This is a genomic window from Nostoc sp. DedQUE04, assembly GCF_034530995.1.
Classification (GTDB): domain Bacteria; phylum Cyanobacteriota; class Cyanobacteriia; order Cyanobacteriales; family Nostocaceae; genus Nostoc.
Genome location: NZ_JAVRCA010000048.1, coordinates 12028 through 28294, shown reverse-complemented (window position 1 = coordinate 28294; position 16267 = coordinate 12028). Strand labels below are relative to the sequence as shown.

The window sequence follows — 16267 nt, the reverse complement described above, 5'->3', positions numbered from 1 at the left end:
TTTCAGGATTCGGTGTTTCAGGATTCGGTGTTTCAGGATTCGGTGTTTCAGGATTCGGTGTTTCAGGATTAGGTGTCTCAGGATTTGGTGTTTCAGGATTGGGAGTAGGAGTTTGACTGACGTTGATTCCTATCTGTACAGGTGCAGAAGAGGAAACGCCGTCATTTGCACTAATTACAAAAGCATTTAGCGACCCATTTGTATCTGCTGGAGGTGTGTATACCAAAGTATCGCCGCTAGATAAGGTTGTAACACCAGGGATGACGGGAACGCCATTGACAGTGATGTTTCCCGTATTCACGACATCGATCTTGATGGAGGTGATGTCATTATTAACATCGCTGACCAGTGGAGCCAAACTAGAGAACGTTAAGGTAACAGGTTGATTAGTCTGGGTATCGGGTAGCGATGAGTTTGCTGTTAATGTCGGCGGTGTGTTGACAGATGTAATGGTGATGCCGATTGGTGTACCGCTAGCATCTCCACCATTTGGCAAGACTGGAAAGCTATTAGCGATGATTGAATTGTCACCTGTATTAATTGACCCTGCTGTACCATTGACACTTGCATCACCGACAATAAAATCTACATTGTTTGGGCCACCATCATGGCGAATGTTAACAGTACCTCCTGCTAAAGGTTGAACGTTAGTACCTCCTTCGCCAGTAAAAAATCCACCAGTTGCGATCGCTTCACCGGTTCCGATTCCTTGAATAAGTCCATTGGTTAGCACTTGCACATTGCCACCTTGAACTGTGTTTCCATCAACAAAATCGTCTGCGATCGCCTGGGTGTTGATGTTGGTAAAACGAATATTGCTACCAGATGTATTCGTAGTCTGTAAAGTAACGTTGCCACTTGTAAGATTTCCTGTTCCATCGACTCCGATCGCACTTGCTGAGGCGTTAATGGCATCATTCACAGTGATATTATCTCTGCTAGTTAAACTAATCGTGCCAGCTGTGCCGATAAAATCGCCACCTCCTTCCTTGACTACAGACGAGTTAATTGCCTCTGTGGTAATACTGCCGCCTGTAGTTGTTGCAACTACATCGCCAGCCTGACCTGAGCCATCAGCATTATTTGAAAAAGCATCAATTCTACCTGTGAGAATATTGCTTGTGGCACTCAAACTGACTGTTCCAGCAGTATTAATAGTATTAAACCCTTCAGTGTTGCTAGTATCGAGATTATTTAGAGTAATCCCACCACTGCTGCTTGTGACTGTAATATTACCTGCCAAGTAGCCTTGGCCGCTGGCGATAATGTTGCCCGCAACGATGTCGCCAGTCGCAGACAAGTTAACATTGCCACTATTGTCAGAAAAATCAGTAGTTGTATCGAGATTGCCCAGTGATAAACTAGCTCCAGAAATGTTAATCGCTCCCCCAGTTGTCTGGATTGTGTTGGTGGGATTGACAAAGTTTACAGAACCAGTTTGTGAGGAGAGGCTGAAGCTACCGCCAGCACCCAAATTTAATGTCGCGACACCAGGAGTAGTCACCAAGGGCGTAGCTCCGGTGATGTCATCGATGGTAATGTTGCCTGTAGCTTGTAAGTTGATATTTGCACCCGAAGCTGCGATCGCACCCCAAGAAACAGTGTTAACCCCAATATCTGCATCGCCAAAGGCAATATTGCCTGCTGTAGCATCAAAATCACCTGTCCCTGCTGCACCATCGATAATTGTCAATGTGCTGGGGTCTAGTAATAAAGTGCCAAAGTGGCCATTGACGGCTGAAGTATCTACCAAACCGTTGAAGGTCAAGAAATTTTTGCCTGATACTTCTACAAAACCACCATTCCCCGCATTTGCTCCTCCACGAGCCGAAATTTTTCCAAAAAACTGGGTTGTGTCGTTACCCCAAATAATTACCCGTCCGCCATTTCCATTCAAATTACTATCTGCATTAATGACGGATTTTGAGTCTACATAAGTCCGATCTGCGTTGGGTAAAGTCCCCTTACCTTGATAATCGCCACCAATTAGCACAGTACCGCCGCCATTATTTCCAGAGGCGTTAATATTGGCATCAATCACTGCAACTTTTTTACCCAAAGCAGTTATAGTACCGCCTGTTTGACTCGCTGTATTCACTTTCCCAGAAACAATCGTTGTACCTGGAGTTGTGGGAATTGTCACATTGGAATTTGTCAATTTTACAGTTCCATCAGGATTGGCAGTTAAGCCTGTGTTACCAACTGTCAGCAGTTCGGGTATTGAGGCAATGGGAACTGTCCAGTTGTTGGGTTGAGTGCTACTAGAGGCGAGGGGCTGAATTTCTAGACTCAGCAGATTTCCTGGCTGACTGAGACGCACCCAATTTTGTCCTGGTACTGATGTAACGTTAATTTGCCCTCCCGGTGCTGAAAGTTGCCCGGTGTTGACTATAGTACCGCCGAATAAATTCAAATTTTGCCCAGCACCTACTACCAAATTTCCAGCATTGGCGATCGCTCCTGGCTGGTTCATACTAAAGGCAAATCCGTTGGGGTTTCCAACTAAATTTATGTAGTCATTAACACCGATAGCGTTTAACCAACTGCTGCCAAAACCAATACCATTGGCTGTTGTCACCGTAAAAGCACCAGGCACATTTAAACTAGCGTTTGCTCCAAAAATAAATCCGGCTGGATTCATCAAGAAAAGGTTAGCATTACCACCTGTCACCTGAATTAAACCATTGATAACCGAGGCATTCCCGCCTGTAATTCGACCAAGGATATTTTGCAGCGCCGGACTAGCTTGAAAGTTGGCAATTTGTTCTGGTGAAATTCCAAACTGTTGAAAGCTGTGAAAGAGGTTTGCACCATCTCTTGAAGTTGTGCCGCCAGTGATATCAAATCGATTGCCGTTGGGAGTCACAATTGTGTTTGTGCCATCGGCAGCAGGAACTATTTGTTGTGCTTGGGCTAATTTGGGATTTACCAGCGAGGCAATAACTAAGGCTGAAGCGGCGATATTAGACAATAGACCTCTTGTACAAGTCCCTAACACCCCACCCCCAACCCCTCCCCGCAAGCGGGGAGGGGAGACAAAGCGCAGCTTTGGCGGGGTGGGGTTCTTTCTTATTTTTGATTTATGCAAGAGGTCTAATAAAGATTTTTTGCAGCGTAATATGAAGCGACTTGTGGGCAATTCTACATCGATTTGTAACTTGTCTGCTAATCCGCGCCGCCAAAGTGCTTGAGCGATCGCCTTCTGCGACCAGAGTATTTGTTCTTTTTTTCTGGTAACAGAGATGCTTTGAGAATGATTTCGGTAGAAATAAAGTGGCTCTTGGACTCGGCGCACTTGGGCTACTTCTGAAAGTCGCAGACATAGATCATAATCATAGGCACAGCAAGAGAACAATTCGTTAACACCTCCCACTCGGTCATAAACCGATCGCCGCATCAAGCGGAAGTGGAAAGTCATGAAATCTACCAACAGACCTGATTGAGAGTAAGGAATGTCACAGCGATCGCCATAACCGATAACTTTGCCGTTTGGATCGATATTTAAGTAGTCAGTGTAAACAAATCCCGTTTCTGGGTAGCGATTGAGGACTGTAGCGGTTTGAGCAAGAGCTGTGGGGGCAAGGATATCATCATTGTCTAATATACCGATGTAAGTGCCGCTAGTTTGGGCGATCGCTGCTTTACAAGCCGCAGCAACTCCTTGATTGTCTGCCTCTACCACCCGCACTCGCCCATCTTGTTGAGCATAAGCGCGAGCGATCGCCACCGATCCATCTGTAGAGCCATTATCCCAAATTAGTAACTCAAAGTTTTGCCATGTCTGCGCTAAGACGCTAGCGATCGCTTCTTGAAGGTAAGACTCCCGATTGTAATTGACGATGACAATGGAAATCAGTGGTGACATCGAAGTTTTCCCAAGTTTTCTACCTATTACCACAATATAATGCTAGGGACTATCACTTAGAAGAAATCGCTGTTAATTATAGTTTTAGTTACAAATCTTTTGAAATTTGAATATCAAAAATATGATATTGAAATACTCATACAGCCATACCATACTCCAAAATCAAAATCAGCCCAGTCGTTAAATAAGGCACTCCACTGAAGAGAAATGAGAAAAGAAACAGAAACTGGTGTTCAGCCTAGAGCAACGACTCAGCAAAGAATTGTCTATTTATCTCATCAGTTAGACAATTGGCAAAGCTTGGCTATTACTAAATGCAGTAAGCACAGTTTCAGCTTTCGGTGCGGCTTGCTAATTCTGCCTGCGGTCTGGATTGTAACTGCAAATGGACTGAGAGCTAGAGCTAATATTTTTACACCGGACTCGGTTCAAAATAGCAGTCAGTCAGAGTTACAAATAGTACAGTCAACAGAACCTACTCCAGCAACTAACCCACAACCAGAAACACCACAACGCATTCGGGTTCGGAAAATTCAGGTTGTAGGTAGCACAGTTTTTCAGGAAAATGATTTTAATCCAGTAGTGAAACCGTTTGAAGGACGGGACTTGACTTTAGAAGAAATCAGACAAGCCGCCGATGCCGTTACCCAGCTTTACCTAAATAAAGGGTATATAAATTCCAGAGCAATTCCAGATACTCAACAATCTAGTACCGCAGATGGTGTTGTGGTAATTCAGGTGTTGGAAGGGCGTTTGACAGAGATTGACATCCAAGGGACGCGGCGATTAAACCCATCTTATATTCGTAGTCGCATCCAACTAGGTGCTGGTATCCCTCTGAATACTGGTAAGCTCGAAGAACAACTAAGGCTACTGCGGCTAGATCCTCTGTTCAAAAACGTGGAAGCGAGTTTGCGTCCAACGGGTAAGGTTGGTCAAAGTATTCTCGTTGTCAGAGTTGAAGAGGCAAAAACTTTAATTGGTAGTTTGGGTGTAGATAATTATTCGCCTCCCAGTATTGGCGCCCAAAGATTGGGTGTTGAATTGCGATCGCGCAATTTAATCGGTATGGGAGATGAGTTAGCTGGCTCCTATTACCATACACTCTCTGGTGGTTCCGATGTCTTTGATTTTAGTTATCAGGTTCCCGTGAACGCCATGAATGGGAAAGTGCAGATTCGAGCGGCATTTAATCGCAACGAAATTACTGAGTCACCCTTTGATGCCTTTGGGATTCGGGCCAACCAGGATCTTTATGAAATCAATTATCGTCAACCATTGATCCGATCGCCTAGAGAAGAATTTGCCTTATCTTTAGGATTTACCTATCAAGATGGTCAAACTTTTATTTTTAATAACCGTGCACAACCCTTTGGCATTGGGCCTGATGCCAATGGCGTTAGTCGTACAAGTGTAATTAAATTTGCTCAAGATTATATCAAGCGCGAACCTCAAGGAGCTTGGTTTTTGCGATCGCAATTTAATTTTGGCGTTGATATATTAAACGCAACTATCAACAATGACCCCATACCCGATGGTCGCTTTTTCAGTTGGCTAGGTCAAATACAGCGCGTGCAGCAACTCAGTAACGATCATTTATTGCTCATCCAAGCAGACTTGCAGCTTACACCAGATAGCCTTTTACCTTCCCAGCAATTTGTGATTGGTGGCGGACAATCTGTAAGGGGATATCGCCAAAATAGCCGTTCTGGGGATAATGGATTTCGGGTAGCGATCGAAGATCGGTTTACAGTACAGCGCAATGAATCTGGATTATCCACAATTCAACTTGCGCCATTTGTGGATATGGGAGCCGTCTGGAATCAGTCTAATAATCCGAATCTGCTACCTAGTCAAACTTTTTTAGTGGGCGCGGGCTTAGGATTAATATGGAATCAGGCAATGGGAATTGATAATCTCTTTTTGCGCCTAGATTATGGATTTCCATTTATCGATCTGAGCGATCGTGGTAATAACGCTCAAGATGATGGCTTTTACTTTAGCCTTCGCTATCAACCCTAGCTAAAGGCTATGGTAATCATAACTAATTCTGCGGGCATGATATTATTTGAGCCGTATTTGAGGAAGTCGAGTTTAATTAGCAAAATGCTATTTCACTTACTTATTTTAGTAGAGGAGGTACTGATTTCAGTATTTTCCACAGTTAATTACCTGTTCTTCTGCTTTATCCTAATATTGAACTAAAAAATTAACTTCTTTCTTCAGGAATTTGAATTTTATCCTGTGTATATACACAAAGGGGAAAGTTTTAGTTTATAAATTTAAGAAGGAAAGAATTATAAAAGAAAAGTTATGGCACAATCTAACTCGCAAGACAAAAACAGCTTTCTTTACCCTCGTAGCCGCTATTATGGTAAATTTCAGCCAGAGAATTTGGTGTTTAATGCCAACCTCCAAGAATTCTCTCAAAGAATTAGTTACATCACTTCCCTAGAAACAGGGGGTAAATTGTCTCAGGAAGAGGCTTATCAGCAAATTAAGTCACTTTGGAAAGAGTTGAAACATAGCAAAAAACAATTGTCTATTGGCGGAAATGAAGAAATTTAAACTAAAAAGGAGGTATTGGTAATTTTTTTAACTTTAGTGCAAAAATACTATTGCAAAAATCCTTGAGCCGCCCATAAATTGATTTTAGGGCGGTTTTTTGGCTTTTGCAAGAAGTATCTTTTTCGTTATGTTAATTCTACTTGTTACAGGTAATACCAATTCTGTTATGTCATATTAATTTTAGTTGTTACAAAGTATCTCTTAAAGAATCCGAAAAGCAACAACTTTATTTTGTAGCTTATGATGTACCTACAAAAGCGAGATTTAGCGATCGCCATAAAGTTTTTCAACAGGAGTTAAGCTATGACGCGGCGACTGACTCAAGAGCAATTATCACAAATAGTTACAGAAGTAGAAGGTCTGCAATTGCGTCGGGAAGCGGAACTAGACCAACAGCAGGTTAAAGAAATTTTACAGGAGTTGAATTTACCGCCAGAGTTACTAGATGAAGCGCTGATTCAGCTAAATCGCCGCCAAGCACTGGAAGTACAGCAACGCCAGAATCGATGGATTACCTCTGGAGTGGTGGCAATTGTAGTAATTGTCATTGCATCGACAATATTTTTCATGCAGCAGCAAAGTTCTACACTTTCTCGTGTTTCTGCTCAACAAGACCGCATTACTTTGATACAAGATAATGGCGGCGACTTAAAGACAATTTCTCGCCAAACCAATCCAGAAGTGTTGTATCGTGTCACTCTAAAGGATGCACCTTTGGGTAAAAAGCTGGCTCTCTCTTGTAATTGGATTGACCCAAGCGGTCAAATTGTCAAGCAAAACAACTATCAAACCCGCGAAATTAATACATCTGTCTGGGATACCCAGTGTCGCTACACTATTAACCCAGCTGCAACTGTTGGCAATTGGAAAGTGCAGATGTTCCTAAAAGGTCGGCAGATTAGCGATGAAACCTTTGAAGTTAAATAGTCCAGATGGTTATCCCGCATCACTTTCTTGGCTATTGGGGTTACGGCGCTCAACAGGAGTTGGAAGCGCTGTTAACTAGTGTGGTAGAAAACCTCTCTCCAAACCTCTCCCCTACAAGGGGAGAGGCTTTGAATTTTCCCCCTTCCCTGGTAGGGAAGGGGGTTAGGGGGTTAGGTCTGAAAAGTCAGTTTTCTGCACAGGAAAATTATTCTCTTCCCATCTGGAATGTTGTTTACATAGAAATTGATGGCAATCCCACACTGCAACAAAATCAAATTGCTGCCATCTTTGCATCAGGATTATTTAATTCACCCGATGCTTGGGTAATCCAGGAAAATAACTGCTTAGTTTTGGGAAGGGAAGCTTTCGGAAGAGTTCCTTTGTATTGGACTGTGCAAGGACAAGTTATTTGGTTTGCATCTCAACTGCAATTACTTTTACCGATTTTGCCACAGTCAGAAGTTAGTATTGCTGGGTTATATGGCTATAGCTGTTTTTCTTACGTTCCCACACCCTTAACTCCTATTAATCAAGTGTTTGCAGTGACGGCGGGGACAGAATTAGTTTGGCAGAGCGATCGCCAATCAGGTAAGCTGCAAACACCTAAATCTAAAAACATCCACTCGTGGCGGGAAGCACCAGAACAGTTAACAGATGAAGCTACAGCAATTACCCAATTGCAAACTCTCCTTAAAAACTCCATTGAGCGACAAATTGCAGATTTAAAGGATGAGCCTGTCGGGGTATTTCTCTCTGGCGGACTCGATTCTTCAGTGGTGGCGGCGCTGCTGGTACAAGCAGGGGTGAAAGTCCACGCTTACACTTTAGATTTTGGGAACGCAGGTATTCCAGAATATCTCTATGCTGAACAAGTCGCCGAGTTTCTCAAAATTCCGCTTGTTAAAGTTGCAGTAACCCCAAGTTCGATTGAGAATGCTTTAATTCCGACTGTGCAAGCATTAGATTTGCCTTTTGGAGATGGGGTGTGTGTGCCATTGTATCTCCTATCTGAGAGAGCGAGTCAGGAAACTCAGGTAATTTTTAACGGCGAAGGTGGAGATCAATTATTTGCTGGTTGGACGAACAAACCTTTAATTGCCGCAGGTGTTTATCAAGCAGAAAATCCCGCCGGACAGGAAACTTTTATCCAGCAATATCTCCGCACCTTTCACCGTCTTGGGGGATACGAATCTCAAGTTTATCAACCAGATATCTATGCACAGATCCAAAATTTGCATCCTGAAGATTGGCTATTGGCAGCTTTAGATCGCAATGAATGTCCATCTTTGCTGCATCGCCTCCGCCGTGCTAATTTGATGCTCAAAGGAGCGCAGAATATCCATCCCCGTGCAACTGCATTGGGGTTTGCTCATGGGTTGTGGGTGCGATCGCCTTTTTGTGATTTACCTCTAGCTGAGTGGACATTCCGTTTATCTGGAGAACTCTGCTTACACGGTGCTTGTGAAAAATATATCCTCAAACGGGCTGTAGAAAACTGGCTTCCGCCCGAAATTGTCTGGCGACAAAAACGGGGTATGGGGGTTCCTTTAACTTCTTGGTGTTTAAATGATTTTTGGCATCAACTCGGTATTTGGCTCAATCCAGAAAGACTTCGCGCCAACAACCATTTTTATCCTCACATCGCAGCACAAATCGTTGAAGGCAAACTAGGAGCAGCTATTCAAGGCCGTCGAATTGGTGAAACACTCTGGTTACTAATTATGTGGCAACTTTGGCGATCGCACGTTTTAAATGAAGAAATAACTAAACACTCTTGGGATCATCCCTTTTGGTTACATCGTTGGCTATGGAGAAACTACAAAATAATTCGTAATTCGTAATTTACTTTATTAGTATTTTTGGTAAATGGTATCAAATAATTTAACTCATAATCGTTTTAATCTCCCATTCTCTAAAGAATTTGCTCAGGAGTTACTGAGTACTTATGGTTCTCCGCTTTATGTTTATAATGGCGATCGCTTGCGCGAAACTATTGAGCGGATTAGCAAAGCAGTCGGTTATCCGCGCACGCAATTTCGGTTTGCAAGTGTTACTAATGGCAACGTTGCGCTGTTAAAAATTTTTCGCTCCTTTGGATGGGGACTTCACGCTAATACGCCAGGAGATATTTATCTGGGATTGCAAGCTGGTTTCGATCCTAGCGAGATTGTTTATAGCGGCAGTAATTTGAATCAGGCTGAGATGCTACAAGCCCTAAATTGGGGAGTTACAACACTCAATCTCGATAGCCTTGCTCAGTTGCAATTGTGCTGTGAAGTTTTGCCCAAACACAGAGAGAAATCTATTCGCCTTGGTTTACGTCTCAATTTGCCAGAAATTACCGGAGATAGCCGTATTGGTGTACGTCCAGAAGAATTTGGTGATGCGATCGCTTTAACTGCTGAGGTGGGATTAAAGCTGAGTGGTTTACACTTCTATCGAGGAACGGGAACTAATGCCACAGCCGCTTTTACCCAAGTAATTGATACGGTAATCGCCACAGCACAAAAGTTACCTGATTGGGAATATTTAGATTTTGGTGGTGGTTTTGGCTATCCTTATCACCACAACAAAACAGCCTTTGACTGGGAAATATTTGGGGCTGAGTTAACCGAGAGAATTACTCGTTTAGGGCGGAAAATTGATTTAGTGATTGAACCGGGACGAAGTGCGATCGCTGGATGTGCAACTTTGCTTGCTCAAGTTGTTTCGGTAAAATGGCAAGGAGAAAAACAGATTGTCGGAGTTGATACCACCGTTGCCAATCTTTCAGTACCCTCAGTACACGGCGGCTACCGAGAAATTATTACTTGGAAACAAGCAGACAATCCATTCACAACTGATATTTGTGGTAATACCACATATTCACGAGATTATCTGGGGAAAAATTGCCAACTCCCGGCGCTAGAAATTGGCGATCTCGTTGCCATTTTAGATGTCGGTGCTTATGGTTATGCTATGTCGTCTCACTTTTTACACCGTCCCAAGCCGGCGGAAGTCTTGCTAGAAAATGACACACATCGCTTGATTCGTCGGCGCGAAGATTACAGTGTTTTATTAACAAATCAGGTGTTAGATAACTAATATCAAATAACCATTATGAAGTGTATTAACTGCGGAACTGACAATAAACTAAAAGACCGGACAGCTAATCAAGGTCGGTGTATAAAATGCAATCATCCCTTTGCTTTTGAACCGACTAGTATGAGTAATGTTCAGATTACCGATCCTTTTTTTGCAAAGGCGATCGCTGACATTTCTGCAAATAATACCTTATTTTTTACACCCAAACAACTACTTTATTTTCTAGAAAATCGTTTAAGAAAAACCTCAAAGTCAATTTCACGATTTAGCTGGCTAGTTCCTTTTATATTTATCAACTTGGTTACATCAATAACGATTTTCCTACCGTTAGTAGTAAATCTAGCATTTATTATTTTTTTTCATGAAAGTAGCAAATCAGTTAAACTCAATATTGTAAATCGCAAACAGAATGCGAGGAATTTACAAATCATAGGAGTAATAATCCTCTTTATCGGAGTTTTACTCAGTCTTCCCTTAAATTCATTTAGATTGTTTGTAATTTTTGTTGTTATGGGAATGCTACCTATATATTTAGGAACTCGACAGCTAGGGCGAATTCAATTATTAATACAAGACTTTTTAATTTCTGAATCTCAGATTAACGATTGGCTAAATCGCTGGCAGCAAATAAATGGTTCCATTCTCAAAATTCTTCCTTCACCAAAGCAGGAAAATACACCAGCCACGATTAATCCTGACGTAACAGCTTACAGTTTTGATAGATTAGTCGTTTGTGACACTGCTAGTATTGCTCAACTATTAATCGCTAATAATTTCCACTTTGAAAATAACTGTGCAATTCTTAGTATTACTGGATATCCCCAAAGCATTTTTGACACCACAATGCAAATGCTGCGGCGCAATCCCGATTTAAAAGTCTATGCACTGCATGATTGCAATCCACAAGGAATTGCTTTAGTTCATAATTTGAGAACCAACGCTAATTGGTTTCTCAATAGCGAGATTGCAATTATTGATATCGGATTAACGCCACGTCAAATTATTGCTACGAAGCGCGGAATGTTCATTCAAACCTCTCCAGAGTCGGCGCAAGCAGCTAAACAATTGCCTGAAGAAATACGTCAAAGTTTATCTGCTGAAGAATTAGCATGGTTAGAATCGGGAAAATTTGTAGAATTGGAATCTTTCACTCCCCAAAGAATAATTAAAGTTCTACAAAAGGGTATTGCTGGCAGCCAAACTTTAGAAACCGATGACAGTAGCTTGCTTTTAGTCGGTGATACAGGAAATGATATGTACGTTGTTCAAAGTTTTGGTTAGTATTCTCCTTTCAATTGTAGGGGCAATCCATGACTTGCTCCTACATGAATAAAGTGCAGTCTCACATAAAATTTGTTTAATTGATTTACAAATTAGATTTATTTAATTTGTTGGTTTAACCAAGCTTCTAAATCAGCAATAGCTGAAAAATCTAACAAAGCCTCTCCTAACGCCTCCAATTGTTCAATAGATAATCCTTGAACTCGCTCAATAGTAGATGAATCAATCTCACCAAAACGGCGATTTAGTAGACGTATAATTAAGCGTTGTTCGCCTTGCTTATTTCCTTCTTGTACAGCTTGTTCCCGATCTTGTTGATAAAGTGGTTTTAATCGCATAATTAACTCCCGATCGTCTTCTTCTGAATTTTGATTAACTTGCAAGTTTTGCCGCAAGTTATAAAGTAATTCTAGCGTTGCTCTGCGAAATGGATGATTTGATGATAGTGCTTCTAATTCATCTATTGCTTGTTTTTGTACTGTTCCTCGACCGAGAATTCTTAACCACAGAGTTTCTTGGGTGCGCGGTAACTGGTGAATCGCAACGATCGCAGTCCGCAAATACTCTGCGATAAAATGTACTCCAGGTAGCCAATCTACCTTTTGAGTAGCACCGAATCCTGACAACAGCGTTGTAGATGCTGTTGGGGTGAGTATCCATAATTTGGGAAGTTCTAATTCTGAAATGGAAGTTTTATTGCGATTTGCTTGACGTTGTAATCCACCCCTTAACTTCTAATAATTTTAACAGACAATCACAAATTTCTTCTTTCGATGCAGCGTTACGGAAGGGTTCAAAAATGGCTGCTGTAGCGGCAAATCTTCCTAATAATCCTAGTGTTTCTAAATTCGTGCTTTGTTTTGTTAAAGGAGAATCCCCAGTGAGTTACTATGTACTTAAAAGTGGTTGTTGCAGCCCAACACAGCAATAATTCAGCATTTAAAACCGAGGGGGATGAGTAGGGATACTCATCCCCCCAACTTTTGAGAATCCCCGCAAAAGTTTCAGTTACCCTGAAATTGAACACGATAGATTTAATATTATGAGACGGTTTTTGAGGGAAAACTTTTCAATTTATTAAAATTATGCAGAAATTGGAGTTCAGAAGCGGTGAGGTCGCGCCATTGACCCAATTGTAGGTCATCTAATTGTAGGTGAGCAATGCTGACCCTGACCAGTCGCAAAGTCGGAAAGCCAACAGCCGCAGTCATGCGCCGAACTTGACGGTTTTTTCCCTCTGTTAAAGTCATTTCCAGCCAAGCTGTCGGTACATTTTTACGAAATCTAATTGGTGGGGTGCGTTCAGGTAGCTGTGGTTCTTCTGATAGAAGCTTAACTTCTGCTGGTTGAGTGCGGTAATCTTGAATTTCCACACCTGTTTGCAACCTTTTGATAGCATCTGCATCTGGAATTCGCTCTACCTGTACCCAGTAAGTACGTTTATGACCAAAACGCGGATGGGCAAGGCGATGTTGCAATTGTCCATCGTTTGTTAACAGCAGCAATCCTTCACTATCCCAATCTAAGCGGCCCACAGGATACACATCAGACACATCAATATAATCTTTTAGGGTGCTATGTGTGGGAGTATCTTTTGTAAACTGGCTGAGAACGCCGTATGGTTTGTAAAAAATAATATATCGGTAATGATTGGGCATGGGACACTTGACTTCTGAATTCTCTTTTAACAATAAGTAAGTCGCTGTGAATATTTATCATCAGGTTCAGGCAGGAGGCAGGTGGTCACTGAGCGTAGTCGAAGTGAGGCAGAAGGGAGAAGGAAAGAGGGTTTTAGTCCACTTTACTTTTATTAACATAGTTTGATTTTTCCCGCCTGTTCTACTTAGAAGCAGAATTTATAAATCTTACTTTAAACTTATAAGTTATCAAGTGAAAAATCAATCGCGGTTAAAACCACAACCTAAACAACGCATACAAACAGAGAAAGCTGCTAAAACTGAAACAATCTCAATTAGTAATTGAAATGACAAGGGAGCTAGAGCCAAACCCCAAATCAAAAGAATTGTCCCGCTAATCATAGCAGTAATGCGATTAATTTCATCTCTAGTATTGAAAACCAAGAATAATGTTCCCAAACCAATTAATAATAAGACTAAGCTACTCATAAATATATTCCTGACTTATACTTTTTCTTTGTGAAGCTGCATATACAGCAGAATTCAGGAGTAGAACACGCTTCATATCAGGTTTTGAGACGAACCGTTGTGTACTTTCCCTTTCTTGAAACCTGTTGTATTTAACCCCTGTAGTCCTACCGTTACTTGGGCGGACTAGAGGGCAGTCTTGTTATGTGCATCTTAATACAGAATGGGATAAACTCCAAGCTTGAAAATTGTAAAAACCTCACACAACTACAGCACAAGTTAACTGATGTCCTCAAATAAATTACACCTTCGATATCGGTAGATTGTATCATTCACCTAGCTGGATAATTTTTTCAGATGTTGCTATCATTTTGTTTCTGTCAAAATTGACTATTAGCCGATCGGCAAAACTATGAGAAATAAATGTGATGGAAATATATTGCATATTTGCAATAATTCGGCAAACATCGTAATTTTGAGCAGTTCCATTCAACCGAAGTGCGTAGGCGTAGCCCGTCGTAGACATCGCTTATTTAATACCAATTTAAAAAAATAATGCGACTGATACATACGGACATACCTTTGTTTTGTCTAGGTTTCCTAATTTTGAATTTTGAATGCGTGAATTTTGAATTGGTATAACTTATCCTGCCAGAGTAAACGATTAAAAAATATTTAAAAATGCCGCAACTACGCTCGTTGTAGACATCGCTTTTCTAAAGATCGAGGTATTATCTACTCGAACACCGTGCAGCATACATAAAGTCTGAGGTTTTGCATGAAAGTAGCAGTTTTCAGTACAAAAGCCTACGATCGCCAGTTCTTGTCAGCTGCAAATTCTCCTATTCAACACGAGTTAGTGTTTTTTGAACCCCGTTTAAATCGAGATACGGCTATTCTGGCTGCTGGATTTCCGGCGGTTTGTGTATTTGTCCACGATCAGGTTGATGCCCCAACTTTAGAACTTCTCGCCTCAGGGGGAACTAGTCTGGTTGTCCTTCGCTGTGCAGGGTTTAACAATGTAGACTTACAAGCCGCAGCAGATTTAGGAATTACCGTTGTGCGTGTTCCCGCTTATTCACCTTATGGGGTTGCAGAACACGCCGTCGGATTGATTTTGAGCTTAAATCGCAAAATTCATCGTGCTTATAACCGTGTCCGAGAAGGCAATTTTTCTTTAGATGGACTGTTGGGATTTAATTTGCATGAACGTACAGTGGGGATTGTTGGCACTGGCAAAATCGGTCTGATTTTAGGACAGATTATGAAAGGGTTTGGCTGTCACATACTCGCCTATGACGTTTATCGCAATCCCGAATTGGAGGCGCTGGGTGGAAAGTATGTAGAACTACCTGAGCTATTTGCCAATTCCGATATTATTTCCCTGCATTGCCCCTTGACTCCCGAAACCCATCACTTGATTAACACTGAGGCTATAAAAAAGATTAAGCCAGGTGTGATGCTAATTAATACTAGCCGAGGAGCGCTGATTGATACCCAAGCAGTGATTGAGGGATTAAAGTCTGGTAAAATTGGCTATCTGGCTGTAGATGTCTACGAACAAGAATCGGAGTTGTTCTTTGAGGATTTGTCTGGGCAAATTATTCAAGATGATATTTTCCAGCGTCTAACAACGTTCCCCAATGTACTAATTACCGGACATCAAGCCTTTTTTACAGCAGAAGCTCTCTACAATATTGCCGAAACAACTTTTGCTAATATTACCGATGTTGAACAGGGTCGTCCTTGTGCGAATGAAATTCGCGCCTAAATCTTTAGCAATCTCAAATCCCAAATTGTGTTAAGCTGTCACGCATTAAAATTGCACATCAACTAGTAAGGGTTGTCATTAGTCATTTGTCCTTAGAAACACAAATGACTAATGACTAATGACTAATGACGGTCTATACGGAGTTTGTGCAATATATAGAACCCATTTGATATCTATACAGGAGGGCAATCGAATTTGGCTGAACTACGAGCTAAGTTACAAATTTTATAGATTGATCGTCAGGATTTTTTTCTTGCTTTTTTTGTCGCTCAACACGACTGTATTGTAGGGTAATGTATCCGTTCCCAGCGGAATTGGCAGCTTAAAACTGGGGCTTTTATGATCGAGTTCGCCTAAATCAATGCTTTTCGTTATATTGCCATCTGTTGCAAGATTTGCGGTAAGTTCTCCTTTATAATCTTCAATTAAAAAGTCTCTAAAGAAAACGACTGCCCCACCCTCAGGATCTATACCAAGGATGACCGTACCGCTGAAAGTTGTGCCTTTTCGTTCTTCATCAATCGTTGCCACTGTGATTTCCGAGGGGTCTTGACCGGACTTATCTGCCATAAACTTTTTTCTCTTGCGAATTCTCAACAATTGAAAATGATTTTACAAGAGCGCTATGGGCGATCGCAAAACTCTTAGGACGTATTTCTGCAAGGG

12 protein-coding genes and 1 pseudogene are annotated in these 16267 nt (G+C 41.6%); 7 read left to right on the top strand and 6 right to left on the bottom strand.

The features are described from left to right. Positions 1-3865 (bottom strand): glycosyltransferase (locus tag RM049_RS26735; RefSeq protein ID WP_322706313.1); only part of this gene is annotated, 3865 nt, incomplete at its 3' end. A gap of 207 nt (positions 3866-4072) precedes the next feature. Here RM049_RS26735 and RM049_RS26730 point away from each other — a divergent pair. From RM049_RS26730 to RM049_RS26705, 6 genes are all read left to right on the top strand, one after another. Then, a complete protein-coding gene (locus RM049_RS26730) occupies positions 4073-5887 on the top strand; it encodes a ShlB/FhaC/HecB family hemolysin secretion/activation protein (RefSeq protein WP_322706312.1) in 1815 nt (604 codons plus the stop codon). 291 nt (positions 5888-6178) lie between these two features. After that, the gene (locus RM049_RS26725; RefSeq protein ID WP_322706311.1) at positions 6179-6433 is read left to right on the top strand and encodes a hypothetical protein; all 255 of its coding nucleotides are present in this window, start codon (positions 6179-6181) and stop codon (positions 6431-6433) included. 303 nt (positions 6434-6736) lie between these two features. Beyond that, on the top strand, positions 6737-7360 hold the full coding sequence (locus RM049_RS26720) for a DUF3859 domain-containing protein (protein WP_322706310.1): 624 nt from the start codon (positions 6737-6739) through the stop codon (positions 7358-7360). 5 nt (positions 7361-7365) lie between these two features. Next, complete coding sequence (locus RM049_RS26715) at positions 7366-9201, top strand: asparagine synthetase B family protein (protein WP_322706309.1); 1836 nt, start codon at positions 7366-7368, stop codon at positions 9199-9201. 25 nt (positions 9202-9226) lie between these two features. Then, positions 9227-10444 carry a decarboxylase gene (locus RM049_RS26710; RefSeq protein ID WP_322706308.1) on the top strand — a complete coding sequence of 406 codons (1218 nt, stop codon included), beginning with the start codon at positions 9227-9229 and terminating at the stop codon, positions 10442-10444. Positions 10445-10459: 15 nt separating this feature from the next. After that, positions 10460-11725 (top strand): hypothetical protein, encoded by a 1266-nt coding sequence (locus RM049_RS26705; RefSeq protein ID WP_322706307.1) that lies wholly within the window; start codon positions 10460-10462, stop codon positions 11723-11725. 98 nt (positions 11726-11823) lie between these two features. On the opposite strand, the pseudogene RM049_RS26700 reads toward RM049_RS26705, so the two are convergent. From RM049_RS26700 to RM049_RS26685, 4 genes and pseudogenes are all read right to left on the bottom strand, one after another. Continuing rightward, positions 11824-12598, bottom strand: a pseudogene (locus RM049_RS26700) (DUF4351 domain-containing protein); the annotation flags it as partial. A 167-nt stretch (positions 12599-12765) separates the two neighbouring features. Further along, positions 12766-13383 carry an rRNA large subunit pseudouridine synthase E gene (locus RM049_RS26695; RefSeq protein WP_322669567.1) on the bottom strand — a complete coding sequence of 206 codons (618 nt, stop codon included), beginning with the start codon at positions 13381-13383 and terminating at the stop codon, positions 12766-12768. Positions 13384-13623: 240 nt separating this feature from the next. After that, positions 13624-13851 carry a hypothetical protein gene (locus RM049_RS26690; RefSeq protein WP_322669568.1) on the bottom strand — a complete coding sequence of 76 codons (228 nt, stop codon included), beginning with the start codon at positions 13849-13851 and terminating at the stop codon, positions 13624-13626. A gap of 307 nt (positions 13852-14158) precedes the next feature. Next, positions 14159-14356: a hypothetical protein gene (locus RM049_RS26685; protein ID WP_322706306.1), complete on the bottom strand. Its 198-nt coding sequence runs from the start codon at positions 14354-14356 to the stop codon at positions 14159-14161. 252 nt (positions 14357-14608) lie between these two features. On the opposite strand from RM049_RS26685, the gene RM049_RS26680 reads away from it, so the two are divergent. After that, the gene (locus RM049_RS26680; protein ID WP_322684725.1) at positions 14609-15601 is read left to right on the top strand and encodes a 2-hydroxyacid dehydrogenase; all 993 of its coding nucleotides are present in this window, start codon (positions 14609-14611) and stop codon (positions 15599-15601) included. Positions 15602-15826: 225 nt separating this feature from the next. Here the strand turns inward: RM049_RS26680 and RM049_RS26675 are convergent, their stop codons facing one another. Beyond that, positions 15827-16171: a hypothetical protein gene (locus RM049_RS26675; RefSeq protein WP_322684724.1), complete on the bottom strand. Its 345-nt coding sequence runs from the start codon at positions 16169-16171 to the stop codon at positions 15827-15829. Between the last annotated feature and the right edge of the window lie 96 nt (positions 16172-16267).

Excerpts from the sequence above, each read along its gene's own strand:
- RM049_RS26705 (WP_322706307.1), top strand. The coding sequence starts at position 10,460 with ATGAAGTGTATTAACTGCGGAACTGACAATAAACTAAAAGACCGGACA.
- RM049_RS26720 (WP_322706310.1), top strand. The coding sequence starts at position 6,737 with ATGACGCGGCGACTGACTCAAGAGCAATTATCACAAATAGTTACAGAA.
- RM049_RS26695 (WP_322669567.1), bottom strand. The coding sequence starts at position 13,383 with ATGCCCAATCATTACCGATATATTATTTTTTACAAACCATACGGCGTT.
- RM049_RS26710 (WP_322706308.1), top strand. The coding sequence starts at position 9,227 with ATGGTATCAAATAATTTAACTCATAATCGTTTTAATCTCCCATTCTCT.
- RM049_RS26725 (WP_322706311.1), top strand. The coding sequence starts at position 6,179 with ATGGCACAATCTAACTCGCAAGACAAAAACAGCTTTCTTTACCCTCGT.
- RM049_RS26730 (WP_322706312.1), top strand. The coding sequence starts at position 4,073 with ATGAGAAAAGAAACAGAAACTGGTGTTCAGCCTAGAGCAACGACTCAG.
- RM049_RS26680 (WP_322684725.1), top strand. The coding sequence starts at position 14,609 with ATGAAAGTAGCAGTTTTCAGTACAAAAGCCTACGATCGCCAGTTCTTG.
- RM049_RS26690 (WP_322669568.1), bottom strand. The coding sequence starts at position 13,851 with ATGAGTAGCTTAGTCTTATTATTAATTGGTTTGGGAACATTATTCTTG.
- RM049_RS26685 (WP_322706306.1), bottom strand. The coding sequence starts at position 14,356 with ATGTCTACGACGGGCTACGCCTACGCACTTCGGTTGAATGGAACTGCT.
- RM049_RS26715 (WP_322706309.1), top strand. The coding sequence starts at position 7,366 with ATGGTTATCCCGCATCACTTTCTTGGCTATTGGGGTTACGGCGCTCAA.
- RM049_RS26675 (WP_322684724.1), bottom strand. The coding sequence starts at position 16,171 with ATGGCAGATAAGTCCGGTCAAGACCCCTCGGAAATCACAGTGGCAACG.